General features: G+C 68.4%; 29 protein-coding genes and 1 tRNA gene. 17 read left to right on the forward strand and 13 right to left on the reverse strand.

Annotation, left to right across the window (positions count from 1 at the left end; all coding sequences use genetic code 11):
• Positions 1 to 12: 12 nt before the first annotated feature.
• From fliF to MFF55_RS16060, 4 genes are all read right to left on the reverse strand, one after another.
• The gene (gene fliF, locus MFF55_RS16045; RefSeq protein WP_238245103.1) at positions 13 to 1,620 is read right to left on the reverse strand and encodes a flagellar basal-body MS-ring/collar protein FliF; all 1,608 of its coding nucleotides are present in this window, start codon (positions 1,618 to 1,620) and stop codon (positions 13 to 15) included.
• 209 nt (positions 1,621 to 1,829) lie between these two features.
• Positions 1,830 to 2,105 (reverse strand): CtrA inhibitor SciP, encoded by a 276-nt coding sequence (sciP, locus tag MFF55_RS16050; RefSeq protein ID WP_055885701.1) that lies wholly within the window; start codon positions 2,103 to 2,105, stop codon positions 1,830 to 1,832.
• A gap of 95 nt (positions 2,106 to 2,200) precedes the next feature.
• A complete protein-coding gene (locus MFF55_RS16055; RefSeq protein WP_238245104.1) occupies positions 2,201 to 2,890 on the reverse strand; it encodes a flagellar hook assembly protein FlgD in 690 nt (229 codons plus the stop codon).
• 9 nt (positions 2,891 to 2,899) lie between these two features.
• Positions 2,900 to 4,114: a flagellar hook-length control protein FliK gene (locus tag MFF55_RS16060; protein ID WP_238245105.1), complete on the reverse strand. Its 1,215-nt coding sequence runs from the start codon at positions 4,112 to 4,114 to the stop codon at positions 2,900 to 2,902.
• Between the two features lie 290 nt (positions 4,115 to 4,404).
• On the opposite strand from MFF55_RS16060, the gene mnmA reads away from it, so the two are divergent.
• The 4 genes from mnmA (at position 4,405) to MFF55_RS16080 (ending at position 8,669) form a co-directional block, all read left to right on the forward strand.
• A complete protein-coding gene (gene mnmA / locus MFF55_RS16065) occupies positions 4,405 to 5,562 on the forward strand; it encodes a tRNA 2-thiouridine(34) synthase MnmA (RefSeq protein WP_238245106.1) in 1,158 nt (385 codons plus the stop codon).
• A 37-nt stretch (positions 5,563 to 5,599) separates the two neighbouring features.
• The gene (locus MFF55_RS16070; protein WP_238245107.1) at positions 5,600 to 6,250 is read left to right on the forward strand and encodes a class I SAM-dependent methyltransferase; all 651 of its coding nucleotides are present in this window, start codon (positions 5,600 to 5,602) and stop codon (positions 6,248 to 6,250) included.
• Positions 6,251 to 6,267: 17 nt separating this feature from the next.
• Positions 6,268 to 7,050, forward strand: coding sequence for a TVP38/TMEM64 family protein (locus tag MFF55_RS16075; RefSeq protein ID WP_238245108.1), 783 nt, complete (start codon positions 6,268 to 6,270; stop codon positions 7,048 to 7,050).
• Positions 7,051 to 7,169: 119 nt separating this feature from the next.
• Entirely contained in the window at positions 7,170 to 8,669 is a 1,500-nt protein-coding gene (locus tag MFF55_RS16080; RefSeq protein ID WP_238245109.1) for a sensor histidine kinase, read from the forward strand.
• A gap of 1 nt (position 8,670) precedes the next feature.
• Here MFF55_RS16080 and bioB read toward each other — a convergent pair whose 3' ends face one another.
• Together bioB and MFF55_RS16090 are read right to left on the reverse strand one after the other, a co-directional pair.
• The gene (gene bioB / locus MFF55_RS16085) at positions 8,671 to 9,672 is read right to left on the reverse strand and encodes a biotin synthase BioB (protein ID WP_238245110.1); all 1,002 of its coding nucleotides are present in this window, start codon (positions 9,670 to 9,672) and stop codon (positions 8,671 to 8,673) included.
• Positions 9,673 to 10,478: 806 nt separating this feature from the next.
• Positions 10,479 to 11,354 (reverse strand): fumarylacetoacetate hydrolase family protein, encoded by an 876-nt coding sequence (locus tag MFF55_RS16090; RefSeq protein ID WP_238245111.1) that lies wholly within the window; start codon positions 11,352 to 11,354, stop codon positions 10,479 to 10,481.
• 405 nt (positions 11,355 to 11,759) lie between these two features.
• Between MFF55_RS16090 and MFF55_RS16095 the strand changes: the two genes are divergently transcribed.
• Entirely contained in the window at positions 11,760 to 13,091 is a 1,332-nt protein-coding gene (locus MFF55_RS16095) for an OmpP1/FadL family transporter (RefSeq protein WP_238245112.1), read from the forward strand.
• A gap of 79 nt (positions 13,092 to 13,170) precedes the next feature.
• Here MFF55_RS16095 and MFF55_RS16100 read toward each other — a convergent pair whose 3' ends face one another.
• The gene (locus MFF55_RS16100; RefSeq protein ID WP_238245113.1) at positions 13,171 to 14,973 is read right to left on the reverse strand and encodes a PHA/PHB synthase family protein; all 1,803 of its coding nucleotides are present in this window, start codon (positions 14,971 to 14,973) and stop codon (positions 13,171 to 13,173) included.
• Positions 14,974 to 15,112: 139 nt separating this feature from the next.
• Here MFF55_RS16100 and MFF55_RS16105 point away from each other — a divergent pair, with 139 nt between their 5' ends.
• From MFF55_RS16105 to MFF55_RS16115, 3 genes are all read left to right on the forward strand, one after another.
• The gene (locus MFF55_RS16105; protein WP_238245114.1) at positions 15,113 to 15,445 is read left to right on the forward strand and encodes a hypothetical protein; all 333 of its coding nucleotides are present in this window, start codon (positions 15,113 to 15,115) and stop codon (positions 15,443 to 15,445) included.
• Between the two features lie 117 nt (positions 15,446 to 15,562).
• Complete coding sequence (locus MFF55_RS16110; RefSeq protein WP_238245115.1) at positions 15,563 to 16,783, forward strand: LL-diaminopimelate aminotransferase; 1,221 nt, start codon at positions 15,563 to 15,565, stop codon at positions 16,781 to 16,783.
• Between the two features lie 133 nt (positions 16,784 to 16,916).
• Positions 16,917 to 17,129, forward strand: coding sequence for a hypothetical protein (locus MFF55_RS16115; RefSeq protein WP_238245116.1), 213 nt, complete (start codon positions 16,917 to 16,919; stop codon positions 17,127 to 17,129).
• 64 nt (positions 17,130 to 17,193) lie between these two features.
• Here the strand turns inward: MFF55_RS16115 and MFF55_RS16120 are convergent, their stop codons facing one another.
• Complete coding sequence (locus tag MFF55_RS16120) at positions 17,194 to 17,484, reverse strand: hypothetical protein (protein ID WP_238245117.1); 291 nt, start codon at positions 17,482 to 17,484, stop codon at positions 17,194 to 17,196.
• A 192-nt stretch (positions 17,485 to 17,676) separates the two neighbouring features.
• Here MFF55_RS16120 and MFF55_RS16125 point away from each other — a divergent pair, with 192 nt between their 5' ends.
• Positions 17,677 to 18,027 carry a hypothetical protein gene (locus MFF55_RS16125; RefSeq protein WP_238245118.1) on the forward strand — a complete coding sequence of 117 codons (351 nt, stop codon included), beginning with the start codon at positions 17,677 to 17,679 and terminating at the stop codon, positions 18,025 to 18,027.
• An 11-nt stretch (positions 18,028 to 18,038) separates the two neighbouring features.
• Here the strand turns inward: MFF55_RS16125 and MFF55_RS16130 are convergent, their stop codons facing one another.
• Positions 18,039 to 18,386, reverse strand: a complete 348-nt coding sequence (locus MFF55_RS16130; RefSeq protein ID WP_238245119.1) for a DUF3140 domain-containing protein — start codon at positions 18,384 to 18,386, stop codon at positions 18,039 to 18,041.
• 150 nt (positions 18,387 to 18,536) lie between these two features.
• Here MFF55_RS16130 and MFF55_RS16135 point away from each other — a divergent pair.
• Positions 18,537 to 18,622, forward strand: a tRNA-Leu gene (locus MFF55_RS16135).
• Positions 18,623 to 18,671: 49 nt separating this feature from the next.
• On the opposite strand, the gene MFF55_RS16140 is transcribed toward MFF55_RS16135, so the two are convergent.
• The 3 genes from MFF55_RS16140 to MFF55_RS16150 form a co-directional block, all read right to left on the reverse strand.
• Positions 18,672 to 18,887: a Flp family type IVb pilin gene (locus MFF55_RS16140; protein WP_238245120.1), complete on the reverse strand. Its 216-nt coding sequence runs from the start codon at positions 18,885 to 18,887 to the stop codon at positions 18,672 to 18,674.
• A 127-nt stretch (positions 18,888 to 19,014) separates the two neighbouring features.
• On the reverse strand, positions 19,015 to 19,260 hold the full coding sequence (locus MFF55_RS16145) for a DUF3072 domain-containing protein (protein WP_238245121.1): 246 nt from the start codon (positions 19,258 to 19,260) through the stop codon (positions 19,015 to 19,017).
• A 73-nt stretch (positions 19,261 to 19,333) separates the two neighbouring features.
• Positions 19,334 to 20,221 carry a branched-chain amino acid aminotransferase gene (locus MFF55_RS16150; protein ID WP_238245122.1) on the reverse strand — a complete coding sequence of 296 codons (888 nt, stop codon included), beginning with the start codon at positions 20,219 to 20,221 and terminating at the stop codon, positions 19,334 to 19,336.
• A 140-nt stretch (positions 20,222 to 20,361) separates the two neighbouring features.
• Here MFF55_RS16150 and MFF55_RS16155 point away from each other — a divergent pair, with 140 nt between their 5' ends.
• The 4 genes from MFF55_RS16155 (at position 20,362) to MFF55_RS16170 (ending at position 23,352) form a co-directional block, all read left to right on the forward strand.
• Positions 20,362 to 20,901, forward strand: coding sequence for a MarR family winged helix-turn-helix transcriptional regulator (locus tag MFF55_RS16155; RefSeq protein ID WP_373874812.1), 540 nt, complete (start codon positions 20,362 to 20,364; stop codon positions 20,899 to 20,901).
• The gene (locus MFF55_RS16160; RefSeq protein ID WP_238245123.1) at positions 20,901 to 21,626 is read left to right on the forward strand and encodes a response regulator; all 726 of its coding nucleotides are present in this window, start codon (positions 20,901 to 20,903) and stop codon (positions 21,624 to 21,626) included. The genes MFF55_RS16155 and MFF55_RS16160 overlap by 1 nt, the downstream gene beginning before the upstream one ends.
• A 9-nt stretch (positions 21,627 to 21,635) precedes the next feature.
• Positions 21,636 to 23,042 carry an ATP-binding protein gene (locus MFF55_RS16165; protein ID WP_238245124.1) on the forward strand — a complete coding sequence of 469 codons (1,407 nt, stop codon included), beginning with the start codon at positions 21,636 to 21,638 and terminating at the stop codon, positions 23,040 to 23,042.
• Between the two features lie 124 nt (positions 23,043 to 23,166).
• Positions 23,167 to 23,352 (forward strand): hypothetical protein, encoded by a 186-nt coding sequence (locus tag MFF55_RS16170; RefSeq protein ID WP_238245173.1) that lies wholly within the window; start codon positions 23,167 to 23,169, stop codon positions 23,350 to 23,352.
• On the opposite strand, the gene MFF55_RS16175 is transcribed toward MFF55_RS16170, so the two are convergent.
• Complete coding sequence (locus MFF55_RS16175; RefSeq protein WP_306421448.1) at positions 23,349 to 23,891, reverse strand: tellurite resistance TerB family protein; 543 nt, start codon at positions 23,889 to 23,891, stop codon at positions 23,349 to 23,351. The two genes, MFF55_RS16170 and MFF55_RS16175, sit on opposite strands and share 4 nt — an antisense overlap.
• A 126-nt stretch (positions 23,892 to 24,017) precedes the next feature.
• Here MFF55_RS16175 and MFF55_RS16180 point away from each other — a divergent pair, with 126 nt between their 5' ends.
• From MFF55_RS16180 to MFF55_RS16190, 3 genes are all read left to right on the forward strand, one after another.
• Positions 24,018 to 24,350 (forward strand): PAAR domain-containing protein, encoded by a 333-nt coding sequence (locus tag MFF55_RS16180; RefSeq protein ID WP_238245125.1) that lies wholly within the window; start codon positions 24,018 to 24,020, stop codon positions 24,348 to 24,350.
• A 124-nt stretch (positions 24,351 to 24,474) separates the two neighbouring features.
• On the forward strand, positions 24,475 to 25,470 hold the full coding sequence (gene ispH, locus MFF55_RS16185) for a 4-hydroxy-3-methylbut-2-enyl diphosphate reductase (protein ID WP_238245126.1): 996 nt from the start codon (positions 24,475 to 24,477) through the stop codon (positions 25,468 to 25,470).
• Between the two features lie 86 nt (positions 25,471 to 25,556).
• On the forward strand, positions 25,557 to 26,522 hold the full coding sequence (locus MFF55_RS16190) for a homoserine kinase (protein WP_238245127.1): 966 nt from the start codon (positions 25,557 to 25,559) through the stop codon (positions 26,520 to 26,522).
• The last annotated feature ends 136 nt before the right edge of the window (positions 26,523 to 26,658 follow it).

A 26,658-nucleotide genomic window follows, 5' to 3' on the forward strand; every position in this document is an offset into this window, starting at 1 on the left:
GCTCGCCCCGCCTCAATTGTCGTGGATCCAGTTGCGCAGCACCTCGACGGTCTCCGTCGGGCTGGCGCGCACCATGTCGACGACCCGCTGCACCGTCTCCGCCTGGACCTTGCCGTTGAGCTGCGCGAAGTCGACGAGCTTGGCCGTGGTGTTCTCGCGAGGCACCAGCATCGCGTCGACGGCGTCACCGGCCGTCGCCGGACCGGCGACGAGGGCGACCGGCACGGGATCGGCGGTGAGGACCCGACGCACCAGCGGGCGCACCACCGCGAGCAGCACGATCAGCGTCAGGAGCGCGAGCACCGCGAGCTCGACCACCCGCAAGATCTCGTCCTTGCTCGGCGTCAGGAAGGATTGCACGAGCGAGGGTTCGGAGAATTCGGGAACCGCCGGCGTCTCCGCGAAGCGCAGGTTGAGCACCTCGACCTGATCGCCGCGCGCCTTGTCGAACCCGATCGCGGTGCGCACCAGCGTGGCGATGCGATCGACCTCGGCCGCGGGACGCGCCTGGTAGACGGGCTTGCCGTCGGGACCCGGAGCGTAGGAGCCGTCCACCGCGACGGCGACCGAGAGGCGCTTGACGCGGCCGCCCTCAACCACCTCGGTCTTCGTCACCCGGGAGATCTCGTAATTCGTGGTCTCCTCGTTCTTGCTCGAGGAATCCTTGTCGGTCTTGGCCCCGGCCGACTTGTCCGCGCCCGGCAGCTCGTTGCCGACGGTGACGGCGCCCTCGTTGCCCGTCGTGAGCGCATTCTCGCTGCGGGTCTGCGTCGAGCGGACGACGCGGCTCTCGGGATCGAAGGTCTCGGAGCGGCTCTCGATCCGGTTGAGGTCGAGCTCGGCGCTGACCTGGACCCGGGCGCGCCCCACGCCGACGATGCCGGCCACGATCTCCTCAATCTGGGTTCGCAGGCGACGCTCGAGACCGGTCTGCTTCTCCTCTATCCCGACGGCACCTTGGGCGTCCTGCCCGCGGGCGCCATCCGCCAGCAGGCGGCCGCGCTCGTCCACGATCGAGACGCGCTCGGGCTTCAGGCCCTCGACCGCCGAGGCCGTCAGGTGACGGATCGCCCGGACCTGGGACGGATCGAGGTCGCCCATCAGCTTGAGCACGATCGCGGCGCTCGGCGCCTCGCGGTCGCGCTCGAACAGGCGCCGCTCGGGCATCACGAGGTGGACCCTGGCGGCCTGGACCCGGCCGATGGCGCGGATGGAGCGCGAGAGCTCCCCTTCCAGCGCCCGCAGGTGGTTCACGTTCTGGACGAAGTTCGTGGAGGAGAAGGCGTCGCCCTTGTCGAAGATCTCGTAGCCGACGCCGGCGGCGCTCGGCAGGCCCTTGCCGGCGAGATCCATGCGCAGCCGGGCGAGGTCGCCGCGCGGCGCCAGGATGGTCTGGCCGGCATCGCCTCGGGTCTCGTACTTGATGCCGCGGGCGTCCAGATCGCGGATCACGGCACCGGAATCCTGCATCGACAGGTCGGCGAACAGCACGCCCATGTCGGGCTTGGACACGCGCAGGATCACGAAGGCGAAGAAGCCGAGCAGCGTCAGCGTCACGGCACCCATGGCCGCGAGCCGCGCCGGACCCAGCTTCGTCACCAGTTCGAGAACCGACTTCACGACGCGACGTATCCACCCGTACCGGCGCGGGGGAGACCCCGCGCTCGCTCGGCAGAATTTGCCGGCCTCGTGGTTAGCGCTCCGTTAAGATCCCTGCCTCTTGGATGACGTGGAGCGCCGAAAACGCGAAAGCCGCGCCCACTTGCATGGGCGCGGCTTTCTTCGTCGTGTTCGGCGCGTCCTCTCGGATGCCGCTCCAAGCGGTCGCCTTAGTGTCGGTAATGCTGGATTCGGGTGGTGCGCAGACCCGCGAGGCCGTGCTGATCAATCGAGAATTGCCAGCTCAGGAATTCCTCGGTGGTCAGCGTGTAGCGCTGGCAGGCTTCCTCGAGGCTGAGAAGCCCACCCCTGACGGCGGCGACGACCTCGGCCTTCCGGCGGATGACCCAGCGACGGGTCGTGGTCGGCGGTAGGTCGGCGATCGTCAGGGGGCTGCCATCGGGCCCGATGACATACTTGACTCTCGGGCGATGTGGTTCGGTCATGATACGCTCTACAACTCGACTGACCTGTCGAGTTTTGACGCTACTTGCACCCGCTTAAAATATGTTGAAGCGGATCGATCGCATCTGATTCGTCATCAGTTCGGGGATGTGGATAACCCTGTTCCGACGCTGCGCACGTTGGAGAGCTTGATCGAGGCAGCGCCGACGATGAGCACCGGCTCGCTGCCGCTGAGGTCGACCTTGTCGACGGTTCCGGAGACCTTGGTGTCGACCAAGACGCGGGTTCCAGTCGCGTCCATCGCGTCGACCTTGATCGAGTAGGTTCCGTTCGCCGAGGTGAAGCCGGACGACGCGCGTCCGTCCCACGCGAAGGTCTGGCTCCCGGCCGCGAGGGCCTTGGTCTGCGTGGCGACGACGTTCCCCTTGGCATCGCTGATGGTGATGGTCGCCTGCTTCGCGGCCCGCGGCGCGTTCAGGTTCCAGGTCGCCCGGCCGTCCTTCAGGTCGGCGGTGGTACCCTCGGCCGTGACGGTCTGCCCGACGAAACTCGTCGCGGTGGCCGCGCTTGACGCCTTTGCGTTGGCGAGGATCGAGTCCAGTCGGTCGTTCGATTTCAGTTGCTGCTCCACGCCCGCGTACTGGACGAGTTGCTGCGTGAACTGATTGGTGTCGAGCGGATCGAGCGGGTTCTGGTTCTTGAGCTGCGTCGTCAGGAGGGTCAGGAACTGCGTGAAGTTGCCCGCAATCTCCTGTGCATCGGTCTTGGCGATCGCGCCTGTTGCGGAGGCACTGGAGGCCGTCAGGCCGGTGATGCTCGTCGACATGATCGTCTCCTAAATTCGGATATCGATGCCGCTGAGCCCCCGAAGGGTTCGCAGCGGTGCAGCCTCGACCGCGGCCAGGGCGTCGCTCCTGTCGGTGCCGCTCGGCGCGCGTCCTTGCGAGCCGGATTTCTGCCGGTCGAATTCCTGGCCGCCGGACCCGGTGTCGTCACGCAAGGACAGGTTGATGCCCTCGCTCGGGTCGAGCCCGGCCTGGGACAGGGCCTGTTGCAGGCTGCCCGCATCTCGCTGCAGCAGCGCCAGGGTCTCGGGCCGCTCGACGACGAGGTGAGTGGTCACTGTGCCGCGATCCTTGTCGATGTCGAGGGAGACGTCGATCCGCCCGAGATCGACGGGATCGAGCCGGATCTCGAAGCGGCTCGATCCGGCGAGCAAACGTAAGCCGATCGTCATCGGCACAGCACCAAGCGGCACCGGAGGCGTCACGGGATGGTGCCCGTCAGCCGGATTGGTGGCGGGGGCGGTCACCGTCGCGGCGGCGCTCGCCGTCGGGGCGGCGGCACCTGCTCCAGCGGGCGCCGACAGCGGGCTTGTCTCCAGACCCGCATCCGCATTGTGCGCGGCCAGAACTTGCTCGAAGGCGCCCGTCACGATCTCCGCCGCCGCTCCGGCCGTTTCCGCACCGCCAACGCCTGAGTGACGCCCGGACGAGGCCGCGGCCTCGCCGTCCTGCTGCCCATCGCCTGCCGCCTCACCGCGCCGGCCGGAAACCGGCGCGACGACGAAACCTGCAGAGATAGGACCTGCGGGGGAGCCCGAGGCCCCGGCAGCCTCCTTCTCGACGGTCTCCGCCTCCTCGGTCTCGGGTGTCTCGAACGCCTCGAGCTCGGCCTGCTCAGCACCCTTCGCCTGAACCGCGGCCTCCGCAGGGCCATCGGCAATCTTGGCCGCCGGCTCCGTCCGATCCGCACCCTGGCGTCGGCCCGTGTCGCGGGCCGAAGTCTCGGCAGGTGTTTTGCGCGGCCGATCAGGCTCATCGGGCCTGCGTGTCTCCGGCGCCGCGCGATCAGGAGGCATCTTGTCCACGGACCGCCGCTCCGGGATCGCCCGTTCGGCCGCACGTGCCTCGACGCGGGGCTCGGGACGGCGCTCTGTCGGGCGCGGCGCCTCCCGCTCGGCGGGAGCCAGCGTGAAGCGCTCGCGCAGCTCCGTCCGGGCGCGTGGCGCAGGGGTCCGTGTCGCAGCCTCCGGCGAGCGTCGGATCAAGAAATCTGCGTCAATGGATGGTAGGGCCATATGCCTTGTCTCTCCCAACGCACAGGCAGCAAGCGCCGGGCCAAGACACGATCAGCATAAGACACTGTTTCCACTGTTGTTTTTCCAGAACCGCGCAGGCTTACGCTGCCGTGCCCAGATCGAACTGCCTGCCCCCCGGCAAGTTTTGCCGAGCCATCGCTACCTCGGGACAGAGGCAGCCCCGCCTGGAACTTGCGCCAACGGATCGCTATAGACGGGGCCAAGCGGTCGAAGTCGCCGCTCCGGCAGCCAAAATCCCGATGAACTCCCTCGATCTTCCGAAGCCCCCGCACGAGACGCGCGTCGTCGTCGCCATGTCCGGCGGCGTCGATTCCTCGGTCGTGGCCGGGCTCCTGAAGCGCGAGGGCTACGACGTCGTGGGCATCACGCTGCAGCTCTACGATCACGGCGCTGCGACACACCGCAAGGGTGCCTGCTGCGCGGGGACCGACATCCACGATGCGCGGCGCGTCGCGGAGCGTCTCGGCATCCCGCATTACGTGCTCGACTACGAAGACCGGTTCCGCGACGCGGTCATCGACCGTTTCGCTGAAAGCTACCTGGCCGGCGAGACCCCGATTCCCTGTGTCGAGTGCAACCGGGCGATCAAGTTCCGCGACCTGCTGAACCAGGCTCGCGACCTCAATGCCGACGCGCTGGCCACCGGCCATTACGTGGCGAGCCGCCGGATGAGCGATGGATCGCGCGGTCTGTTCCGCGCCCTCGATCCGGCCCGCGACCAGAGCTACTTCCTCTACGCGACCACCTCCGCGCAGCTCGATTTCCTTCGTTTCCCCTTGGGCGAGCTCCCGAAGGACGAGACCCGGCGCCTCGCCCGGGACCTCGGCCTCTCCGTCGCCGAGAAGGCCGACAGCCAGGACATCTGCTTCGTGCCGCAAGGCCGCTACGCCGACGTCATCGCCCGCCTTCGCCCCGATGCGGCCCGGCCCGGCGAGATCGTCGACCTCGGCGGGCGCGTGCTCGGCCGGCACGAGGGCATCCTGCACTACACGGTGGGTCAGCGCAGGGGCCTGCGCCTCTCCGTCGGCGAGCCGCTCTACGTGATCCGCCTAGAGCCCGAGAGCGCCCGCGTCGTGGTCGGCCCACGCAGCGCGCTCGCCACCAGCCGCATCCGCCTGTCGGACGTGAACTGGCTCGGCGCGACGCCGCTGGCCGCCCTCGTCGACGAGCCGGTCGCCGTGCGCGTCCGCTCCACCCGGGAGCCGCGGCCGGCCCATCTCAGCTGGGATGCCGGGAGCGGCTGCGCCGAGATCGTCCTCGCCACGCGGGAGGACGGCGTCTCGCCCGGCCAAGCCTGCGTCGTCTACGCCGACGAGGGCTCGCGGTCGCGCGTCCTTGGCGGCGGCACCATCCGGCGGATCGAGGCCCTCCGGCCTGGCGCCGCCGAGGCCGCGTGACCTCCCTTCCGACGAACCTCCAGGATTCGAGATCGACATGCTGAGCGAGCCGCAGGCTGGTCCGAGCACGGCCTTGATGCGCAAGGCCTATGCCCGCTGGGCGCCGGTCTACGACGTGGTCTACGACAAGCTGACCGAGCCCGCGGCCCGCCAAGCCGTTCGGGCGGCGGTCGCCTGCGGCCCGCGCATCCTCGAGGCCGGCGTCGGGACCGGGCTGTCGCTTGGCTACTACCCGGCCGGCAGCTTCGTCTGCGGGGTCGACCTTTCCGAAGACATGCTGAAGCGCGCCCGCCGCAAGGTCCTGCGCCGGGGCCTCACCCATGTGCGCGGCCTTCAGGTGATGGATGTCTGCCGGCTCGGCTACGCCGATGCGAGCTTCGACGCCGTGGTCGCGCAATTCCTGATTACCCTGGTGCCGGACCCGGAGGCGGCCCTTTCCGAGTTCCTGCGCGTGGTGCGGCCCGGCGGCGAGATCGTGCTCGCCAACCATTTCGGCCAGACGGAAGGCCCCGTCGCCCGCGTGGAGGAGATCGTGGCGCCGCTCTGCACCAAGATCGGCTGGTCGGCCGATTTCAAGTCGACCCGGATCGAGGCCTGGGCGAGGTCGAAGGGCGTCGAGTTCATCGGCGTCGCGCCGACTTTCCCGGGCGGCTTCTTCAAGATTCTCCGAATGCGCAGGCGCGGCTAGGGCTGCGCCGGTCCGGCGTGACCCGCCACACATCTCCGCCGAAGCGTCGCGCATACCTGCGATGGCTGCCGCTCGCTGCCCTGGCGGCCATCTCGCTCGCCGTGCTGATCTCGGGCGCCTACGAACTCCTGAGCCTGGACCGACTGCTCGAATCCCGGGCTTGGCTGAACGCCTTCGTCGCGCAGAACCCGGCGCGGGCGATGGTCGTCGCCTACCTCCTCTATGTCGGCTCCGTCGTGGTCTCGGTGCCGGCCTCCCTGTTCCTGACGATGATCTGCGGCTTCCTGTTCGGAATCCTGGCCGGCGCCGCCATTGCGGTCGCCGCGGCGACGACGGGCGCGGCCATCGTGTTCGCGATCGGTCGGGGACCCGGGGCCGATCTGCTCCGGCGCCGCGCCGGGCCGCGCTTGGCCGGCTTCGCCGCAGGGTTCCGGCGGGATGCCTTCGGCTACATCGCGTTTCTACGGCTGCTGCCGGTCTTTCCGTTCTGGTTGACGAACCTCGCTCCGGCGGCCTTCGGCGTGCGCCTGCGGACCTTCGTTCTCGCCACCCTGATCGGACTCACGCCGGGCGCCCTCGTCTACGCTTCCACGGGGGCGGCCATCGAGGATGTGGTCGCCGCGCACGAAGCCGCACGGGCGGCCTGCCGCGCTGCGGCCACGCTCGCCTGCGACGAAGCCCTCACCTTGCGCGCCCTGGTCACGCCGGGGATGCTGGCCGGGCTCGGCGGATTGGCGGCCCTGGCTCTGCTCTCCGTCGCTTTCCGGCGCTTCGCGGGACGCGCCCGCGCGCCGCACTGAACGAAGCACCGGTGGCAGGCTACCATGGGTCGGACGCCGCGGACCTCCGCTCACTGGTAAAGGGACCGGGAGCGAGAAATGCCGTAGGCAGGTCGCAAGGAGAGCCCGCTGAGGTCGCGATGGAGCTGGATCGGGGACAGGAGGGCGAAGCCGCGGGCCTCAGGGACGCTGGAAGCGCTCAGCGTCGGGGCGTGCTCGGCCGCGCATCGCGCCTCGGCCTGTCCGGACGCCTGTTTCTCCTCACGATCGCCTTCGTCGCGCTCGCCGAGATCCTGATCTACGTTCCTACGGTCGCCAATTACCGGCGCGCCTGGCTCTCCGACAGGATCGCGGCGGCGCAGATCGCGGCGCTCGCGCTCGACGCGGCTCCCGACCGGCAACTGCCCGACGGGCTCGCCGGACGGCTCCTGTCGGGCGTCGGGGCCCGCGCGATCGCCGTGCGGGGCGGCGGGGTCCGGCGCCTGCTGGCGATCGAGACCGTTCCGACCACGGTCGCGCACATGGTGGATCTGCGTCGCCACGATTGGATCGAATCGATCGGCGGTGCCTGGCAGACGCTGTTCGCCGAGGCCGACGCGCCGATCCGCGTCGTCGGCAAGGGACAGGACGGCTTCGAGCTGGTCGAGATCCTGCTTGACGAGGCGCCGCTTCGCGCAGCGATGATGGATTTCTCGATCCGCCTGCTCGTGTCCTCCCTCCTCATTGCGGCGGCGGTGGCTGGCCTCGTGTTTCTCGTCCTCCAACGCGCCATCGTGCGGCCGGTCCGACGACTCGCCCGCAACATCACCGCGTTCGCCGGTGATCCCGAAGGCCCCGACCGGATCATCGTTCCCTCGAAGCGGGCGGACGAGATCGGGCAGGCAGAGACGGCGCTCGCCCGGATGCAGCGCCGGCTGGCCACGGAGCTGCGCGAGAAGCGACGCCTGGCCGGCGTCGGCCTCTCCGTGAGCAAGATCAATCACGAGCTGCGGAATCTGCTGACGACGGCGCAGCTTCTCGGCGACCGCCTCGAAAGCGTCGCCGACCCGGTGGTGCAGCGGGTCGCCCCCCGCCTCGTGACCACCCTCGATCGCGCGATCCGGTTCTGTGAGGCGACGCTCGCCTATGGCCGCGCGACCGAGCCCGACGCGCGGCGACGGCCCGTGCCGCTGGCGCCCCTGATCGAAGAGCAGATCGAGCTGATCGGCCTCGACGTCGATGCGCGCATCCGGATCGAGACCCGGATCGCCCCGGCGCTCGCGGCGCACGTCGATCCCGAGCAGTTCGCCCGCGCCCTGGCCAACATCCTTCGCAACGCCGTGCAGGCCCTGGAGGGAGGAGCGAAGGACGGCGCTCCCCGCGTGACGATCACCGGCATGCGGGAGGGGCAACGCGGATCGGGGTCGGTGACCATCGTCGTGGCCGATAACGGCCCGGGCCTGCCGGAGCGCGCCCGCGCGCACCTGTTCGCCCCGTTCCAGGGCTCGATGCGGCCGGGTGGAACCGGGCTCGGCCTCGCTATCGCGGCGGAATTGATCCAGCTCAACGGCGGCACGCTCAGCCTCGATCCGGGCACGGCCGGGGCCTCGTTCCGGATCGTGATCCCCGACGAGGCGCAGGAGCGGGCAGAGGCCGCTTAAGCTATTCGGCGGCCGCCAGCGTCAGGCCGGGGACAGGAATGCCGATGTCGCGCAGGAGCTCGGCATCGGCATCGGTCTCGTTGTTGGCCGTGGTCAGCAGACGCTCGCCGTAGAAGATCGAGTTGGCGCCGGCGAGGAAGCACAGGATCTGCGCCTCGCGCGTCAGTCCCTTGCGGCCGGCGCTGAGCCGCACCCGCGCGCGCGGCATCACGATCCGCGCGGTCGCACACATCCGCACGAGATCGAGCGGGTCGACCGGCGGCTGGTCGGCAAGCGGCGTGCCCTCGACCGCGACGAGGGCGTTGATCGGCACGCTCTCGGGATGGGGGGCGTGGTTGGCGAGAACCTGGAGCATGGCGGCCCGGTCGCCGACGCCCTCGCCCATGCCGACGATGCCGCCGCAGCACACCCCGATGCCGGCCTCGCGCACGTTCTGCAGGGTCTGCAGCCGGTCCGCATAGGTGCGCGTCGAGATGATGTCGCCGTAGAAGTCCGGTCCGGTGTCCAGATTGTGGTTGTAGGACGTGAGACCGGCCTCGGCGAGGCGGCCGGCCTGCGAGGGCGTGAGCATGCCGAGCGTCACGCAGGCCTCCATCCCCATCCCGCGCACGCCCCGCACCATCGCGAGGACCGCGTCGAATTCGGGCCCATCCTTGGGTTGGCGCCAGGCCGCGCCCATGCAGAAGCGGTGCGCACCCGAGGCCTTGGCCGCGGCGGCCTCCTTCAGCACCGCCTCGACCGGCATCAGCCGCTCGCGGGGCAACCCGGCGTCCTTGTGGTGGGCCGATTGCGGGCAATAGGCGCAATCCTCGGGGCAGCCGCCCGTCTTGATAGAGAGAAGGCTGGCGCGCTGGATGTCGGAGGGATTGTTGTGCGCACGGTGGACGCTGGCGGCGCGGTGCACGAGGTCGAGAAGCGGCAGATCGTGGATCGCGCGGATTTCGTCGAGCGTCCAGTCGTGCCGGATCGCGGGCGGGGCGGCGGTGAGGGAAGAGGCGGTCATCGCGTCATGAGGCCAATCCCGGCCGGAAAATCAAGCGGCGCATGGAGGTCGTCATGGAAGGCGTGGGAGGGCAGGACGCCCGAGCATGAGGCGGGCGGAGGCGATGAAGAGCCGCCCGTTGGATGCACGCTGCTCGAAGGTCTCAGGCAGTCGCGGCGGGTCGGGCATCACCGTCGCGCTTTCCTCACCGGCGACATCGGTTGGGCAGGGTTCGCGCCATGAGCCATAAACCCCGGTCGTCACCTTAGTTCGCAATAGTCTCCGGGGAGCTGCCCTATTTGGGGGATGTGTCAGTCGACCGACCATGCAGTCTATCCCCGGCGTTCGGACTTTCGAGCGCCTTCCAATGGGGGTGGGTGTCATGTCTCCGGAGTTAGTCTGCGCAGCTCTTGTCTCCACCGCTATCTGGATCACCTTTGCGGCAGGAGCCGCCGGCATCCTTCGCCTTCCGGAGAGGGCTCAACCCTGGGTGCCTTCGTCCTCGCAGATCGCGAAGAATGGACCCGGTGCTGTTCGCGGCGGGCAGTCCGCCCTTGCATATTCGGCAGACGTGACCGCGCTGAAGACCCCGGATTCAGGGACGGAGTAAGCCAGGATTGCGAAGCACCTCATCGGCCGCGAGCGCCGACGCACGGCCGTTCGAGCAGGAAGCTGACGCAAGGCGGCGACGTGGATATCTGCCCGGGTCAGCGGTCACGATCGCCGGCGAGTATGAGCGAGAGCGATGCCGTCGCCGTCGACGGCCCTCACGGCGTCGTCGGGGAAACCGAGTCGAGCACGGTCGGCGCCCTCAAAATGTCCCTGCTCTAGTTCGTCGGTTCGCCCGCGGCGACCTTCGCCGTCCAGTCGTCGAAGGCGACCACCCGCTGGCGCTGCTCGCCGAGACCGGTGATGCCGAGGCTGACGACCTCGCCGCTCTTCAGGAAGCGCGGTGGCTTGCGAGCCATGCCGACGCCGGGCGGCGTGCCCGTCGTGATGATGTCGCCGGGCTCCAGCATCATGAAATGCGAGACGTAGGCGACGAGTTGGTGCACGTCGAAGATCATGGTTCCGGTCGAGCCAGACTGCATGCGGACGCCGTCGACATCGAGCCAGAGGGACAGGTTCTTAAGGTCCCCGATCTCGTCGAGGGTGACGAGCCAGGGCCCAAGGGGGCCGAAGGTGGGGCAGCCCTTGCCCTTGGTCCAGGTGCCGCCGCGCTCGAGCTGGTATTCCCGCTCGGAGAGGTCGTTGCAGATGCAGACGCCCGCGACGTAGGACATCGCCTCGTTGGCGTGGACGTAGGAGGCGCGGGCGCCGATCACGACGGCGAGCTCGACCTCCCAATCCGTCTTCGCCGAGCCCTTGGGAAGAATGACGTCGTCGTTGGGTCCGCAGATGCAGGAGGGCGCCTTGTTGAAGAGGATGGGCTCGGGTGGCACCGCCGCGCCGGTCTCCGCGGCATGGTCGGCATAGTTGAGGCCGATGGCGATGAAGTTGCGCGTTCCGCCGACGCAGGGGCCGAGCCGGGTGCCTGGGGGCACGAGCGGCAGCGTCGTCGGGTCGAGGCGTCGCAGCCGCTCGAGGGACTCGCGCGCCAACGCGGGGCCGGCGATGTCGCGAACGATCCCCGACAGGTCGCGGATTTCGCCCGTCGCATCGATCAGGCCGGGCTTCTCGTCGCCCCTTGCACCATGACGCACAGTTTCATCGCCGGACCGCTCCGTTCTGAGCCAGCCCTCGACATCGGTCGGGAGGGCCGTCGCGACAAGGGCGAGGCCATCCGGGACGTCGTCGTCCGACCTGTTGCAGGAAACACACGATTGGCGTGCAAAGCCTCCGTGCTGCCACTTTTCGTGCCAGCATCATGCACAATCTTGCAGAAAGTTTAGATGTGAACCAAACTCCCTTTGCTTACACTTATTCTGTTATTTAATTTCAAATTAACGAATATGCATAGTATTTATTCCACCATCCTAAGTGCCACACCTTGAAGCCTCGGGGATTGCGAAGTCTCGGCACAACCGGCAATCTGATCATAAAGGCGTCGGTCCGGTTGGGGTCAGACGGAACAATCGAGCGCCACGAGAGCAAGGTGGGGACGGGTCATGAAAGGTAGGATACGGGCGCTGGCCCTCGCGGGTCTCTCCGCAACGGCGTTGGCGGCGAGCTGGGGTTCGGCGCAGGCGGGCGCCTTCGGGGTTCGCGAGCAGAGCGCCGAGGCTCAGGGCCTCGCCTTCGCCGGCGCGGGCTCGGGCTCGGGCGGCGTCTCCTCCATGTTCTGGAACCCGGCCGTCATCACGATGGCGCCGGGCTTCGTGAAGGAGCAGAACCTCAGCCTGATCGCATTGTCGGGCGGAATCCGGACGCTGCCGGGGACCAATCCGGCCTTCGCTCCCCTCGGCGACTCGGGCGAGCTCGGCCAGACTGCCGTCGTGCCGGCCGGCGCCACCTCCTACCAGCTCACCGACCGGATCTGGCTCGGTCTCTCGACCGGCGCGCCCTTCGGCCTGACCACCAAGGCGCGCAACGTCTGGGCCGGCGAGCTCTACGGCCGCTCGAACCGCATCTTCAGCCTGGCCTTCAATCCCGTGATCGGCTTCAAGGTCAACGAGTGGTTTTCGATCGCCGCCGGTCCCAACATCCAGTATTTCCGCCTGACGCTGCGCCAGGCGGTCCCGCTGCCGATCCCGCCCTTCTCGCCGGCCAACCTGCCGAGCAGCTTCCTCAAGGGCGATTCCTGGGGCGTGGGATTCACGGCCGGCGCGCTGTTCACCGCGCCGACCGGCACCACGCTGGGCGTCGGCTACCGCTCGTCGATCCACCACGACATCGAGGGCTCGATCGGCGTGCCGCTCCTCGCCCTGGCGCCGGTCGCCGGGCAGGTCACGGCGAAGTTCAACACGCCGGAGAAGGTCACGGTCGGTCTCACGCAGGAGATCAACCCGGTCACGCGCATCAATCTCGGCTTCGAGTGGGACAACTGGTCCCGCGCGGGAACCATCGGCATCGTCTCGCGCGCCCGCGGCATCCCTGTCAGCTTCCTGCCCCTGAACTACAAGGACGGCTACACCTACTCGATCGGTGCCGAGTACGACTGGTCGCCGAATCTGACCCTGCGCGCCGGCGTGAACTACGAGCAGTCGCCGATCGACTTCGAGAACCGCTCGGTTCGCCTGCCCGACGCCGATCGCATCAATGTCTCGGTCGGTGCGAGCTACCAATGGAACGAGAAGCTGACGCTCCACTTCGCCTACTCGCACCTCTTCGTCGACCGTGCCCCGATCCTCTCCGGCCCGGGCCGCGACTACAACACCGCGAACGTCGTCTTCGCCGGCGTGTCCAACGGCAGCGCCGACCTGGTGTCGGTCGGCTTCCGGTACGTGCTCGGGGAGCCGGCACGGCCCGTCGCCCCGGCGCCGCTGGTCCGCAAGAACTGACGCGGATCGCAGGTCGCTCGCAACGATAGACAGAGCCGGCGGGGCACCCCGCCGGCTCTTTTCGTTCGTGCTCTAACCCTCAGGCCTTCATGCGGACGTAGGTGCCGGGCGCCGGGCCGAGCGAGGAGAGGCCGGCCTCGCCCGGAATGCGGGCGGGAACGCGGGCCGGGGCCTGATGCTCCAGCCAGGCGAACCAGTAGGGCCACCAGGAGCCCTTGTGCTCGGTCGCGGCCTGCATCCAATCCGCGAAGTGGCCCTTGGCCGGACCGCCAGTCCAGAACCCGTATTTCGGCTTGCTCGGCGGGTTGACGACGCCGGCGATATGGCCGGACCCCGCCACCACGTACTCGACCTTGCCGCCGAACTTCGAGGAGCCTTCGAAGACGGAGAGCGCCGGCGCGATGTGGTCCTCGCGCGTGGCGAGATTGAAGATCGGAACCTTCACCTTCTTCAGTTCGAGGCGGACGTTGCCGAGGATCATCCGCCCCTGCGAGAGCGTGTTCTCGAGGTAGCAGTTGCGCAGGTAGAAGGAATGGTTGGCCGCCGGCATTCGGGTCGCGTCGGCGTTCCAGTAGAGCAGGTCGAAGGGCATCGGCGTCTTGCCCTTCACGTAGTTGTTGACGACGTAGGACCAGATCAGGTCGTTCGGGCGCAGCATGTTGAAGGCGGTGGCCATGCCCGATCCTTCGAGATAGCCGCGGCGCTTCATCCGTGCCTCGATCGCCTGGATCTGCGCCTCGTCGGCGAAGACCTTCAGGTCGCCGGCATGGGTGAAGTCGACCTGGGTCGTCAGGAAGGTCGCGCTCTTGATGCGCTTGTTGCCGGTCGCCGCCTGCATCGCCAGCGTCACGGCGAGCAGCGTGCCGCCGACGCAGTAGCCCGCCGCGGCGACCTCGTTCTCGCCCGTGGCGACGCCGATCGCGTCGATCGCCGCCTCGATGCCCTCCCGCATGTAGCTCTCGAAATCCTTGTCCGCGTGGCGCTCGTCCGGGTTGACCCAGGAGATACAGAACACGGTCAGGCCTTGGCTGACCATCCAGCCGATGAGGCTCTTCTGCGGATTGAGGTCGAGGATGTAGTACTTGTTGATCCAGGGCGGCACGATGAGGAACGGCCGCTTCAGGACGGTCTCCGTGGTCGGCGCGTACTGGATCAGCTCCATCAGGTCGTTGCGGAACACCACTTCGCCCGGCGTCACCGCCACGTTGACGCCGACCTCGAACCCGGTCGGGTCGGTCTGGCGGACGCGCAGCTCTCCCTTGCCCGCCTCGATATCCTCGGCGAGCATCTTCATGCCGCGCACGAGGTTGGCGCCGTTCTCCTCCAGCGTGTGCCGGATCAGCTCCGGATTGGTCAGGACGAAGTTCGAGGGCGAGAGCGCGCCGGTGATCTGGCGCAGGTAGAACTGGGCCTTGTGCCGAGTGTGATCGTCGATGCCCTCGGCGCCCTCGACGAGCTCCTCCGCCCATCGCGCGGTGATGAGGTAGCTCTGCTTCAGGAAGTCGAAGATCGGGTTCGTCGACCATTCCTCGTGCTTGAAGCGGTTGTCCTTCGGCTCCGGCTCGACCACCGGCGCGGCCGGCTCGCCCTGGAGGCGGTGCCAGGTCGAGCCCCAAAGGGTGATGAAGGCCTCGCTCAGCTTCGTCTGCGCCTCGATCGTCTTCTGGGGATCGACCAGCCAGCGCTCCGCCACCGCGCCGAGTGTGCGAACGACGTCGTTGACCTCGTCGGGCGGCTTGACCGGCGCGGGGAGTGGCAAGTCGCCCTCGCCCTTCGGCTTCATGTAGATCGCGGCCGCGCGTCCGAACTCCTCGACGAGCAGGCTGGCGTTGCGCGACAGGGCCTCGATGTCGGGCAACGGCGTGGTCCTCTCGGTCGTCACGCGTCCATCTCTCCCTCTCTGTGCCGCGCTCCCTTCGCGCGGCGGGTGCCGCGCGGCCGGGCGGGCCTCGTTTCCGACAAATTAACGCCCCACCTCGACATTCCGCCAGACCGGCCCGCAATTATCGGTCGACATCATCATGAAGCGGCTTCGCTTTTCCTTCGCCGTTCTCGCCGGTGCCCTCCTGACGGGGGGCTGCGCCAGCGACGTGAATCCGCTGCGCGATGCCTATGTCGGGGCGGGGATGCCCTCGCGCCAGGCGAAGCCCGCGGATTTCGTGGCGGAGTCGCGCACCCAGGCGTCAGGCGAGTTCCTGCCCGTCGGCGTCTCGGCGCCGCAGCGGCCGATCCGGGCGAAATCGAGCGAGGGCGCCAAGGCCCTCGAGGCCGAACTCGAGGGCGCGCGCAGCCGCAACGAAGCCCAGGGCCGCGCTGCCGCGAGCGCCGGCCGGGCCGCAGCGCCGCCGCAATAGGACATTTCGGGGTCGGCCTTCGTCCCCCGAAGTGCTAGATCAATCCATCCATGTCACCGTGATGACAGTTTCTCGCGCGAGTCAGGTCGAATCGCGCCGTTGGACACGCTGAAGGCCATGACCGATTTTCACCGCATCAAGCGCCTGCCTCCCTACGTCTTCGAGCAGGTGAACCGGATCAAGGCCCAGGCCCGCGCGGGCGGCGCCGACATCATCGATCTCGGCATGGGCAATCCGGATCTCGACGCGCCCAAGCACGTGATCGCCAAGCTGATCGAGACGGCGGGCCGCCCGCGCACGGACCGCTACTCTTCGTCGAAGGGCATCGCCGGCCTGCGTCGGGCCCAGGCCGCCTATTATCAGCGCCGCTTCGGCGTCGCCCTCAACCCCGAGACCCAGGTCGTCGCGACGCTGGGCTCGAAGGAGGGCTTCGCCAACATGGCGCAGGCGATCACGGCGCCCGGCGACGTGGTGCTGGTGCCCAACCCCAGCTACCCGATCCACGCCTTCGGCTTCCTCATGGCCGGCGGCGTGATCCGCTCGGTGCCCGCCGAGCCGACGCCGGCCTTCTTCCCCGCAGTCGAGAAGGCGATGCAGCACTCGATCCCGAAGCCCGTCGCGATCGTGGTCTGCTACCCCTCGAACCCGACGGCCTACGTCGCCTCGCTGGACTTCTACCGGGACCTCGTCGCCTTCGCGAAGCGGCACGAGATCATCATCCTGTCCGACCTCGCCTATGCCGAGGTCTATTTCGACGATCACGACCCGCCGCCCTCCGTCCTCCAGGTGCCCGGCGCGATCGACTGCACCGTCGAATTCACCTCGCTGTCCAAGACCTTCTCGATGGCCGGCTGGCGGATGGGCTTCGCGGTCGGCAACGAGCGCCTGCTCGCCGCGCTGACGCGCGTGAAGTCCTACCTCGATTACGGCGCCTTCACGCCGATCCAGGTGGCGGCGACCGCGGCGCTCAACGGACCCGAGGATTGCATCCGCGAGATGCGCGGCATCTACCGCAAGCGCCGCGACGCCCTGATCGAGGCCTTCGACAAGACGGGCTGGAAGATTCCCGCTCCCTCCGCCTCGATGTTCGCCTGGGTGCCGATACCCGAGAAGTACCAGGGCCTCGGCAGCCTCGAATTCTCGAAGCTCCTCGTCGAGAAGGCCGACGTGGCAGTGGCCCCGGGCATCGGCTTCGGCGAGCACGGCGAAGCCTATGTCCGCATCGCCCTCGTCGAGAACGAGCAGCGCATCCGTCAGGCGGCACGCAACATCCGTCGCTTCTTCGAGACGTCGGACCGCACGCTCCACAACGTCGTGCCGATGGCCAAGGTCGGCTGAGACCCGCCGCGTGTGGCGGCTGGGCGACAGGCTCTGGTAAACCGCGAATGGCGGCGCGCTCGCCCTTGCCAGGCATGGGCATCGTCCGCACGGTCGCCGCATGTTCGAACGCCGTACTGTTCCGAGGGGCCCTATGCGCCGCCTGATGCTGATTGCGGCCCTCGCGCTCGCCGGCGCCGCGACCGCCTGCGCCCCGAATCCGATCGTCGCCCGCGATCCGGTGCCGGCGCCCTCGCCGGAACTCGGCTACGTCTGCGATTCCCGGCCGACAGCCCTGAACGCGTTCGTGACGGGCTGCGAGCCGGTGTCCCGGGAGCAGCGGGCGGTGGTTCGCGCCCGGGGCTGACGCCCCCTTGAAACGAAGAAGGGCCGGACTTTCGTCCGGCCCCCGCATTCTCGATGATCGCCGCTCAGCGCGTGGCGGGGCTGCCCGTGCGCGGCATTGCCGCCGGATCGCTGGTCATCGTGCCGGGGGTGCCGGGAGCCTGGCGCGTGGTCGGCACGGCGGTCGTGCCGGTGCTGCCCGGACCTTCCATGCTGTCGCCGCGACCGACCACGCCGGACTTGGAGCCAGCGGAATTGGGTCCGACGCTGGTACCCGTCGAGCTGGTGTCGGCTCCGGTGCCCTGCTGCGCGAAGGCTGCGCCGGAAAGGCCGAGCATCAGTGCCGCCGCGGCGGCAAGGGTCGTGGTGCGGGTCATGTCTCGCTCCTGAGATGGGGAAAGGTTGAGTCGAGAACGCGAGCGGTCGGCAATTGGTTCATGCCGTCGCACGTCCAATGCCTCGACGGCGAGGTTGATGGCGTGCGAAAGGCCGGCGACAGACAGCGTGAGATGGGCCATAACCGACCTGGTATTCGAGGGCGTGATGGACGCCTGGGGGGAGAACGTGCAGTGATCGATCGCAAGGTCATCGCCTGCCTGATGCTGGTCGGCTTCGCGCTTCCCTTCGCCGCAACGGTCGAGGCCGCCCCCCGAGACGTGGTGCTTGAACGCGAGGGGCCGATCCTGCTCGACACAGACCGCACCTCGGGTCGACCGCTGCCGAGCCTTCGCCGTCCGGACCTCGATCCCGCACAGGCGGTTCCCGTTCCGACGGTGATGAACGGAGGTGGGTTCGGGCTGACGGGCTTCGACTATTACGGAGACGGTCTCAGCGAGGGACCGTTCGGCCGCGCTCGTCGACGCAACGACTACGTGATCGCACCGGCCCTGATAGTGCCGCTGGGCGTTCCGCTGCGCTGAGCGCGTAGCGCTCACTCCTTTAGGGGATCATGCCCCCAGTTCATGAGTGAGAGCCGCCACGGCGAGTCGGGGTCCTGGCGTGCCTTACCGCCCTGGGCGAGATGGCGCCGGACGTAGCCGATGACCTTACGCATGTGAGCATAATCGTCCGCCGTCAGGTCCGCCTTCGACTTGTCATTGATGGCCAGGATGCGCCGGCCCTCCTGGTGACCCGTCGACTCGGTCTCACCGTCCTTCTTTTGGCCGACGGAGCGGCTCGCCTCGCTGTCCAGATGCTTTCGGAGCACCGCGGGCGTCATGTTGACGACCTTGCCGAACTCCTTCCACGTCGTTGCGTCGTCGTGCTCGGTCTGCGCCATCTCACATCGCTCCTAGTCTGTCGTGACGGAAGCCAAAGCCGACGATGGGCGAGTGTTCCAGGACGGCAACGAGTACGCTGCGCGCCCACGAGCGCTCGGAAGACCTGTCGCGCGCTGCTGGCTTGATTTAAGAGGGAGCAAGACCTGAGAGGCCGCTTGCCGAAACCGGTAGACGGAAGGCACTTAAAATGCCTCGGGCTATGCCCGTGTGGGTTCGAGTCCCACAGCGGCCACCAGCAGGCTCCATTGGGCCGCCCGTGATGTTGATGCCGATAGAATGCCAGTCTACTGCCCGGCGACTGCCGTGCCGATCTTATTGTACACACCCTGCACACTCGACGCGTACAGGTTGATACCACCGACGGCGGCGAGGAAGATCAGACCTGCGATCAGCGCATATTCGATCGCCGTCGCACCCGAGTCATCGCGAGCGAAACGACGCGGGAGTGGCGCGCGCCGTGCGATCGAGGACAGGAACCCAGTCAGCGCCGACGTCGTCATCACTCCGCGATCCTTCCGACCCCAACACATATCAAAGGATAGGACGGGGTTCTTGCCGATCGTTTAAGCCGACCCTCGAATTGCCATGCCGGATCCTCGGCGCCGACCAAACAATGACATGATCGCGTCAGCCCCGCCCGGCCTCCTTGCGCAGCGCGTCGATCCGCTTCGAGGCCTCGGCCTTGTCGAGATCCGGCTCGAACGCCTTCGGCTCGCCGGTCTCCTCGGACAAGGTCTTGAGGTAGGAAGCCTGCGCTCCGGTCATGGGCTCGCCACCCGTGGTCCACTCGCTCGGATCCTTGATGCGGTTGGAGGCATCACCGCCCTCAATCTTCGGGTTTGTGGTATCAGCGGAGTGCTTCTTCCCGGTCATTCGTCTCATCCTTGTTCATGAAATGTTCTATCCATGAACGCAGACCGAGGTGACCTGGTTCCGGCCTGCACCTTCAGGCGGCCTCGGAATTCGGCTGCACCTCCGTGAGGTAATCCTCCATCAGAGTCTTGGTCGTCGCGGCGGGTGTGAAGCGGTAGGGACCGATCTCGGCGACGGGCGTCACCTCGGCGGCCGAGCCCGTGATGAAGCACTCGTCGAAGCCGCTCATCTCCTCGGGGCGGATGCGGCGCTCCGTCACCGAGAAGCCGCGCCGGCGCGCCAGCTCGATCACCGTCTGGCGGGTCAGGCCGTCGAGGAAGCGGTCCGCCAGCGGCGTGTGGATGGCGCCGTCACGAATGAAGAACACGTTGGCGCCGGTGCATTCGGCGACGTTGTCCTCCCAGTCGAGCATGAGGGCGTCGGCGTAGCCCTTGTTCTCGGCCCGGTGCTTAGAGATCGTGCAGATCATGTAGAGGCCGGCCGCCTTCGAGGTCGAGGGCGCGGTGCGCGGGTCCGGCCGGCGGTAATCGGCGATGTCGAGGCGGATGCCCTTCATCTTCGTCTCGGGATCGAAGTAGCTCGGCCATTCCCAGGCGGCGACGGCGAGGTGGATGGTGTTGCCCTGGGCGGCGACGCCCATCATCTCGGAGCCGCGCCAGGCGACGGGGCGCAGATAGGCGTCCTGCAAGCCGCTCGTCTTCAGCACGAGGGCCTTGGCGGCCTCGATCTCGGCGACGCTGTAGGGGATCGTGAAGTCCAGAAGTTCGGCCGACTTCCGCAGGCGGGTCGAGTGCTCGACGCTCTTGAAGATGCGCCCGCCATAGGCCCGCTCGCCCTCGAACACCGCCGAGCCGTAATGAAGGCCATGGCTGAGGACGTGGATCTTCGCATCCCGCCACGGCACGAGGACGCCGTCGAACCAGATGGTGCCCTCGCGCTGGTCGAACGGGATCACGGACATGACGGGCTTCTCAAAAGTTGCGCAGACCCCTCCGCGCGAGGACGCGCGATCCGGGTCGGAGGAGGCCGGGAGGCTTGACGGGTAGCGACGGGCCTGAGATGTGTCAATAAGACTGACATAAATTGAAGGCCGCTCCAAAGGTGACCCATCAGGCGACGAGGCAGGCCGAATCCGGCGCGGCCGCCCCGGCGAGGGAGGCGGCCACGGTCAACGACGACCTGATCGAGCTCCTGTTCTTCGCCTACCGCGACTTCGTGGGCGACCCGGACCGCATCCTCGCGCAGTACGGCTTCGGCCGGGCGCATCACCGGGTGCTGCACTTCGTCGACCGTTATCCGGGCCTCACGATCGCCGAGCTCCTCGACATCCTGCGCATCACCAAGCAGAGCCTCAACCGCGTGCTGAAGGACCTGATCGAGCAGGGCTACATCGCCCAGAAGACCGGCGAGAGCGACCGCCGCCAGCGGCTGCTGTTCTGCACCGAAGCAGGCGCGGCGCTCGCCGGCGACCTCACCCGGGTGCAGGTCCGCCGCCTCGCCCGGGCGCTCTCCGATCCCATCGGTGACGAGTCCGGTGGGGCGCGTGCTTCGGCCCAGGACTTCCTCCTGGCGATGATCGAGCCGGACGAGCGCGCCGCGGTGCGCCGCCTGATGGCGCGGCGCGGGCGGGACCTCGCCTGATGGCCGCGGCAGGCCAGAGCGTCCGGGCCGATCTGCCCGACAACGCGCCCCACATCCTCGTCGTCGACGACGACCGGCGCGTGCGCGAACTGCTCTCCCGCTTCCTGTTCGAGCAGGGTTTTCGGGTTACGGCCGCCGCCAATGCCGCCGAGGCGCAGGCGAAGTCGCAATGCATCGTCTTCGACGCGCTGGTCCTCGACGTCATGATGCCGGGCATGAGCGGCTTCGATTATGCCCGGCAGGTCCGCGAGACCTCGCGAGTGCCGATCCTGATGCTGACGGCGCGCTCGAACCCGAACGACCGGGTGATGGGCCTCGAGATCGGCGCGGACGATTACCTGCCCAAGCCCTTCGAGCCGCGGGAGCTGATCCTGAGGCTCAACAACATCATCAAGCGCAGCGCCGACGGCACTCTCCTGCGGGAGCGCACCGGCGACACCGTCACCTTCGGGCCGTTCTCTTACCGGATCGACCGGGGCGAGCTCCGCCGCGACGAGGAGACGATCCGGATCACCGAGCGCGAGCGCGAGATCCTGACGATCCTGGCCATGGCCGGCGGCGGCAATGTCGAGCGCGAGACCCTCACGGGCAGCGGCGGGCTTGCGGCCGAGCGCAGCATCGACGTCCAGATCAACCGCCTGCGGCGCAAGACCGAGGTCGACCCCGCCAATCCCCTGTTCCTCCAGACCGTGCGGGGCGTCGGCTACCGCCTCGCCATCGATTAGGGCGGGATCATGCCGGCGGGCGGTCTCACCCTGTCGAGCCTGCGCCGCGGCGCGAGCCTCGCCTGGGCGGCGCGGCCCCGCCCCCGCGAGCTCTGGCGCCGCATCGCGCGCGCCATCGGCGACGCTCTGCCGAAGGGCCTCTACGCCCGCTCGCTGATCATCATCATCGCGCCCGTCGTGCTGCTGCAATCGGTGATCGCCTACACCTTCATGGAGCGGCACTGGCAGCTCGTGACGCGGCGCCTCTCGGCGGCGGTGACGGCGGACGTAGCGGCGCTCATCGACATCTACGAGAGCTATCCTCAGGGGAAGGACGCCGAGACGCTGACCCGGATCGCCGGCGAGCGCCTCAGCCTCGACCTCGACATCCTGAAGGGGGCGAAGCTCCCCGAGCCCGGCCCGCGGCCGTTCTTCTCGATCCTCGACGAGGCCCTGTCGGACGAGATCCGGCGCCAGATCCGGCGGCCCTACTGGATCGACACGGTGGGCCGCTCCAGCCTGATCGAGATCCGGGTCGCGATCCCCGACGGGGTGCTGCGGGTGCTCGCCCGGCGCAGCCAGGCCTACGCCTCGAATTCGCACATCTTCCTGCTCTGGATGAGCGGCTCCTCCCTCGTGCTGCTCGGCGTCGCGATCCTGTTCCTGCGCAACCAGATCAAGCCGATCCTGCGGCTCGCGGCGGTGGCCGAGAGCTTCGGCAAGGGCCGCGAGATCGAGTTCCGCCCGCGCGGCGCCCGCGAGGTCCGCCAGGCGGGCCACGCCTTCATCGAGATGAAGCGGCGCATCGAGCGGGCGATGGAGCAGCGCACGACGATGCTCAACGGCGTCAGCCACGATCTGCGCACCATCATCACCCGCTTCAAGCTCTCGCTGGCGCTCGTCGAGCAGACCGCCGAGGTGGAGGATCTGCGGCGCGACGTCGACGAGATGAGCCGGATGCTGGAAGCCTATCTCGCCTTCGCCCGCGGCGATTCGGGCGAGGCGGCGGTGCCGACCGACATGCGGGCCCTCCTCGAAGACCTGCGCAGCGACGCAGAGCGCCTCGGTGCGCATGTCGACGCCGTGGAGATCGAGGGCGACGCGCTCGTCACCCTCAAGCCCGATGCGATGCGGCGCTGCCTGTTCAACCTGGCCGCCAACGCCGCCCGCTACGGCGAGACCGTCGCCATCGTCGGCAAGCGCGAGGCCCGGGCTTTCTTCGTCTCGATCGACGACGATGGCCCAGGCATTCCGGCCGAGCAGCGCGAGGAAGTCTTCAAGCCCTTCGTCCGCCTCGACGATGCGCGCCAGGACGCAGGCGGATCGGGGCTCGGCCTCTCGATTGCCCGCGACATCGCACGGGCGCATGGCGGCGACGTCAACCTGCACGACAGCCCGCTCGGCGGCCTGCGCGCTACCGTGCGCATTCCCGCCTGAGCCGCCTTCGTCGCATCCCGCGAAATTCTTCCGCTGGGATGTCCCCAGGACGATTGCGCAGTGCTATGAGCCCATCCGTATCCCGATCCGGCCCCGCCCGGATCCGACCGACGTGAGTGCCGAGATGAACCCGCTGGTGCCCCTCTTCGTCCTGCTTCTGCTGCCGCTTGCCGCGATCGGCCTCATCTTGGCCATCGATACGGGTATCGAGCCGGCCCTGTTCTATGCCAGCGTCAAGACCTTCGTGATCCTGGGCGTGCTCGCGGGCCTGCTCTCCTTCGGTGCGAGCCGTCTCGCGGACCGTTCCTAGGCGGTCAGCTCGGCTTCGAGCCTGTCGGCGGCCTCTCCCGGCACGTCGAGGGCATCGGCGAGCATTCGCAGGAACTCACGCTCCTGAAGCGTGTCCGGGTCGATGGCGAGGCGCGCGGCCGCATAGATCCGGGCCGCCGTGTCAGGGTCGTTGACCTGCTGGGCGATGTCATCGACGTCGAAGGGCTCGGCGAGTTCCTTCTCAAGCCAGGCCCGGCCGTCGCTCTCGACGCCGGCCGCGGCGACCGCGTCGTCGAGGCGTTTACGCTCGTCGGCATCGACGATCCCGTCCGCGAGCGTCGCGGCGATCATGGCGCGCAGCATCGTCCGCGCCTCGTCCTCCCCGACATCGATATGGTCGAACGGCGTCGCCGGGCCGGCGCCTGCCCTGGCCGGCTCGCCCCCGCGCAGGGAACGGTAGGCGAGGCCGGCGAGCAACGCGAGGCCGCCCAGGGCAGCCGTCGCCGCGATGCCGCTTCGGCGCGAGCGAACCAGCGCGTCGACGATATGCCTGGCCTGCGCCATGTTCTTCTCGGTCATCTCTGAGGGCTCCGGGTCTGTCGGACTGGAGTGCAACGGACGAAGGCGCGGGCCGGTTCAGCCGGCACGGTGCATCACGTTCGATGACGGCCGGACGGCACAGCTAAGGGGAGGGAGGCGGCAACCGTGCGAATTCCGTTGGTCCGAGCCGTCGCCGCCGCCGTCCTCGCGTCGGGAGCGACCGCCCAGGAGGGCGCCCGCCTCCCCGATTGCGCCCTTTCGGGTGCCGCGAGCGTCATGATCGGCGGCCGACCGGCCCTGCGCATGTCCGACGTCGCGAATTGTCCGGCCGAGCTCTACGAGGTGGTGCCGAGCATCCGCATCGAGGGCCAGCCGGTCATCCGGTTCCGCACCGGGACCGAAGCCCGCGGCAGCTGCACGGCCACCGGCGACCCGTCGGTCCGCTTCGAGGGCCGGACCGCTCCGCGAATCGGCGACGTCGATTGCCGCGGGCGCTGACGTCCGGTCGCCTGGTGGGCGAGCAGAGGACGCGCCGGCATCAAGGCGACCTCGTGCCTGCCGGACGGTTTCGCGCTATAAGCGGTTGACAGGGGCGGCCCTGCCTCGCCACATCCCAGCTATCATGAGTGAATTGAACGCGACGACCCTGCCCGCCGAGGGCAAGAAACCTCCGCTGGAGATCCTGCTCTGTGCGCCGCGCGGGTTCTGCGCCGGCGTGGTGCGGGCGATCGACGTGGTCGAACGGGCGCTCGCGATCTACGGGCCGCCGGTCTACGTCCGCCACGAGATCGTCCACAACAAGTACGTGGTCGAGAGCCTGAAGCGCAAAGGCGCCGTGTTCGTCCGCGAGCTCGACGAGGTGCCGGACGGGAACGCCCCGGTGATCTTCTCCGCCCACGGCGTCGCCAAGACCGTGCCGGCCAATGCTGACAGTCGTGGCCTCGTCACCATCGACGCGACCTGCCCGCTGGTGACCAAGGTCCACCGCGAGGCGGAGATTCACCACAAGCGCGGCCGCCACGTCCTCCTGGTCGGCCATTCCGGCCATCCCGAGGTCGTCGGCACCATGGGGCAGCTCCCCAAGGGTTCGATCACGCTCGTCGAGGACATCGATCAGATCGAGGCCCTGACGCCGGAGAACCCGAACAACCTCGCCTGGGTGACGCAGACGACGCTGTCGGTCGACGACACCCACCACATCGTCGAGGCGCTCAAGAAGAAGTTCCCGACCATCACGGGGCCGCACAAGGACGACATCTGCTACGCCACCACCAACCGCCAAGAGGCGGTGAAGCAGGTGGCGCCGCTGGTCGACGCGCTGATCGTGGTCGGCTCCTCGAATTCCTCGAACTCGCAGCGCCTGCGCGAAGTGGCCGAGCGGGTCGGCGTGCCGATCACCCGCCTCGTGCTTCGCGCCGAGGAGATCGATTGGGAGGCCTTCGGCAACGTGCGCAAGCTCGGGCTGACCGCCGGCGCCTCCGCCCCGGAGGTATTGGTGGAGGAGATCATCGACGCCTTCGCCGCCCGCTACGACGTGACCGTCGACACCGTCTCGACGGTGGTCGAGGACATGTCCTTCCCTCTGCCGCGGGAACTCCGCAGCGAAGCCGCCGAGTAGCTTGTTCCCGGCCATTGCCGGCCTTCAAGCGGGGGCGCCCAGCGGCGCCCCTTCGCGTGTCTCGACACTGACCTGAAGCGACTCCCGTGGCCGTCTATACTGAGGTTTCCGACGCGGCCCTGACCGCCTTCCTCCAGGCCTACGAGATCGGCACCCTGCTTTCCTACAAGGGCATCGCCGAGGGCGTCGAGAACACCAACTTCTTCCTGCACACCACCGCCGGCTTCTACATCCTTACCCTCTACGAGAAGCGGGTGCGGGCCGACGACCTGCCTTTCTTTCTCAACCTGATGGAGCATCTGGCCGACCGCGGTCTTGCCTGTCCGCAGCCGATCCGCAACCGCGGGGGCCAGGCCCTCGGCCAGCTCTGCGGCCGACCCGCGGTGATCGTCAGCTTCCTCGAAGGCGTCTCGGTCAAGCAGCCCAACGCCGACCATTGCCGGGCGCTCGGCCGGGCGCTCGCCGGCCTTCACGCGGCGGGCTGCGATTTCGGGATGGTCCGCGAGAACAATCTCTCGGTCCAGGCTTGGAGGCCGCTGTTCCGGTCGGCCGAGGCCCAGGCCGACGGCGTCGCGCCGGGTCTCGCCGAGCGGATTCGGGCCGACCTCGCCGTGCTGGAGGCCGGCTGGCCCAGCGGGCTGCCGGGCGGCGTCATCCACGCCGACCTCTTCACCGACAACGTATTCTTCATCGGCGAAGCGCTGTCGGGGCTGATCGACTTCTACTTCGCCTGCACGGACGCCTTCGCCTACGACATCGCGATCTGCCTGAACGCCTGGTGCTTCGATCCGGACGGCACCTATCACCGGGACATGGGCGCGGCGCTGATTGCGGGCTACGAGGCGGTGAGGCCCTTGGAGCCCGCCGAGGTCGCGGCCCTGCCGATCCTGGCCCGCGGCGCGGCGCTGCGCTTCATGCTGACCCGGCTGGTGGACTGGCTCAACGTGCCCCCCGGCGCCCTGGTCCAACCGAAGGACCCGCTCGAATACGACCGGCGGCTGACGTTCCACCGCAGCGCTGGGCACGCGCGGGATTACGGGTGGGAGGGGTAGTTCCCACACTCCTTCGACCCAGGCCTGCGTTCTTCCCCACGCTTGTCATCCCGAGGCGCCGCAGGCGAGCCCGGAACCCAGAGCCGCCGACGGCGCCTTGCCTGCCGCGTCAGCGATGATGGGTTCCGGGCTCGGC

Origin of the sequence: Methylobacterium iners, assembly GCF_022179305.1 — a bacterium.
In the GTDB taxonomy this organism is placed as follows: domain Bacteria; phylum Pseudomonadota; class Alphaproteobacteria; order Rhizobiales; family Beijerinckiaceae; genus Methylobacterium; species Methylobacterium iners.

Bases quoted from the DNA above. Each gene is read 5' to 3' on its own strand.
- MFF55_RS16105 (WP_238245114.1), top strand. From the start codon at position 15,113: ATGAAGCGGCTTCGCTTTTCCTTCGCCGTTCTCGCCGGTGCCCTCCTG.
- MFF55_RS16070 (WP_238245107.1), top strand. From the start codon at position 5,600: ATGCTGAGCGAGCCGCAGGCTGGTCCGAGCACGGCCTTGATGCGCAAG.
- mnmA (WP_238245106.1), top strand. From the start codon at position 4,405: ATGAACTCCCTCGATCTTCCGAAGCCCCCGCACGAGACGCGCGTCGTC.
- bioB (WP_238245110.1), bottom strand. From the start codon at position 9,672: ATGACCGCCTCTTCCCTCACCGCCGCCCCGCCCGCGATCCGGCACGAC.
- MFF55_RS16110 (WP_238245115.1), top strand. From the start codon at position 15,563: ATGACCGATTTTCACCGCATCAAGCGCCTGCCTCCCTACGTCTTCGAG.
- MFF55_RS16130 (WP_238245119.1), bottom strand. From the start codon at position 18,386: ATGGCGCAGACCGAGCACGACGACGCAACGACGTGGAAGGAGTTCGGC.
- sciP (WP_055885701.1), bottom strand. From the start codon at position 2,105: ATGACCGAACCACATCGCCCGAGAGTCAAGTATGTCATCGGGCCCGAT.
- MFF55_RS16175 (WP_306421448.1), bottom strand. From the start codon at position 23,891: ATGACCGAGAAGAACATGGCGCAGGCCAGGCATATCGTCGACGCGCTG.
- ispH (WP_238245126.1), top strand. From the start codon at position 24,475: ATGAGTGAATTGAACGCGACGACCCTGCCCGCCGAGGGCAAGAAACCT.
- MFF55_RS16160 (WP_238245123.1), top strand. From the start codon at position 20,901: ATGGCCGCGGCAGGCCAGAGCGTCCGGGCCGATCTGCCCGACAACGCG.
- MFF55_RS16115 (WP_238245116.1), top strand. From the start codon at position 16,917: ATGCGCCGCCTGATGCTGATTGCGGCCCTCGCGCTCGCCGGCGCCGCG.
- MFF55_RS16095 (WP_238245112.1), top strand. From the start codon at position 11,760: ATGAAAGGTAGGATACGGGCGCTGGCCCTCGCGGGTCTCTCCGCAACG.
- MFF55_RS16145 (WP_238245121.1), bottom strand. From the start codon at position 19,260: ATGACCGGGAAGAAGCACTCCGCTGATACCACAAACCCGAAGATTGAG.
- MFF55_RS16165 (WP_238245124.1), top strand. From the start codon at position 21,636: ATGCCGGCGGGCGGTCTCACCCTGTCGAGCCTGCGCCGCGGCGCGAGC.
- MFF55_RS16170 (WP_238245173.1), top strand. From the start codon at position 23,167: ATGAACCCGCTGGTGCCCCTCTTCGTCCTGCTTCTGCTGCCGCTTGCC.
- MFF55_RS16150 (WP_238245122.1), bottom strand. From the start codon at position 20,221: ATGTCCGTGATCCCGTTCGACCAGCGCGAGGGCACCATCTGGTTCGAC.
- MFF55_RS16140 (WP_238245120.1), bottom strand. From the start codon at position 18,887: ATGACGACGTCGGCGCTGACTGGGTTCCTGTCCTCGATCGCACGGCGC.
- MFF55_RS16120 (WP_238245117.1), bottom strand. From the start codon at position 17,484: ATGACCCGCACCACGACCCTTGCCGCCGCGGCGGCACTGATGCTCGGC.
- MFF55_RS16080 (WP_238245109.1), top strand. From the start codon at position 7,170: ATGGAGCTGGATCGGGGACAGGAGGGCGAAGCCGCGGGCCTCAGGGAC.
- MFF55_RS16055 (WP_238245104.1), bottom strand. From the start codon at position 2,890: ATGTCGACGAGCATCACCGGCCTGACGGCCTCCAGTGCCTCCGCAACA.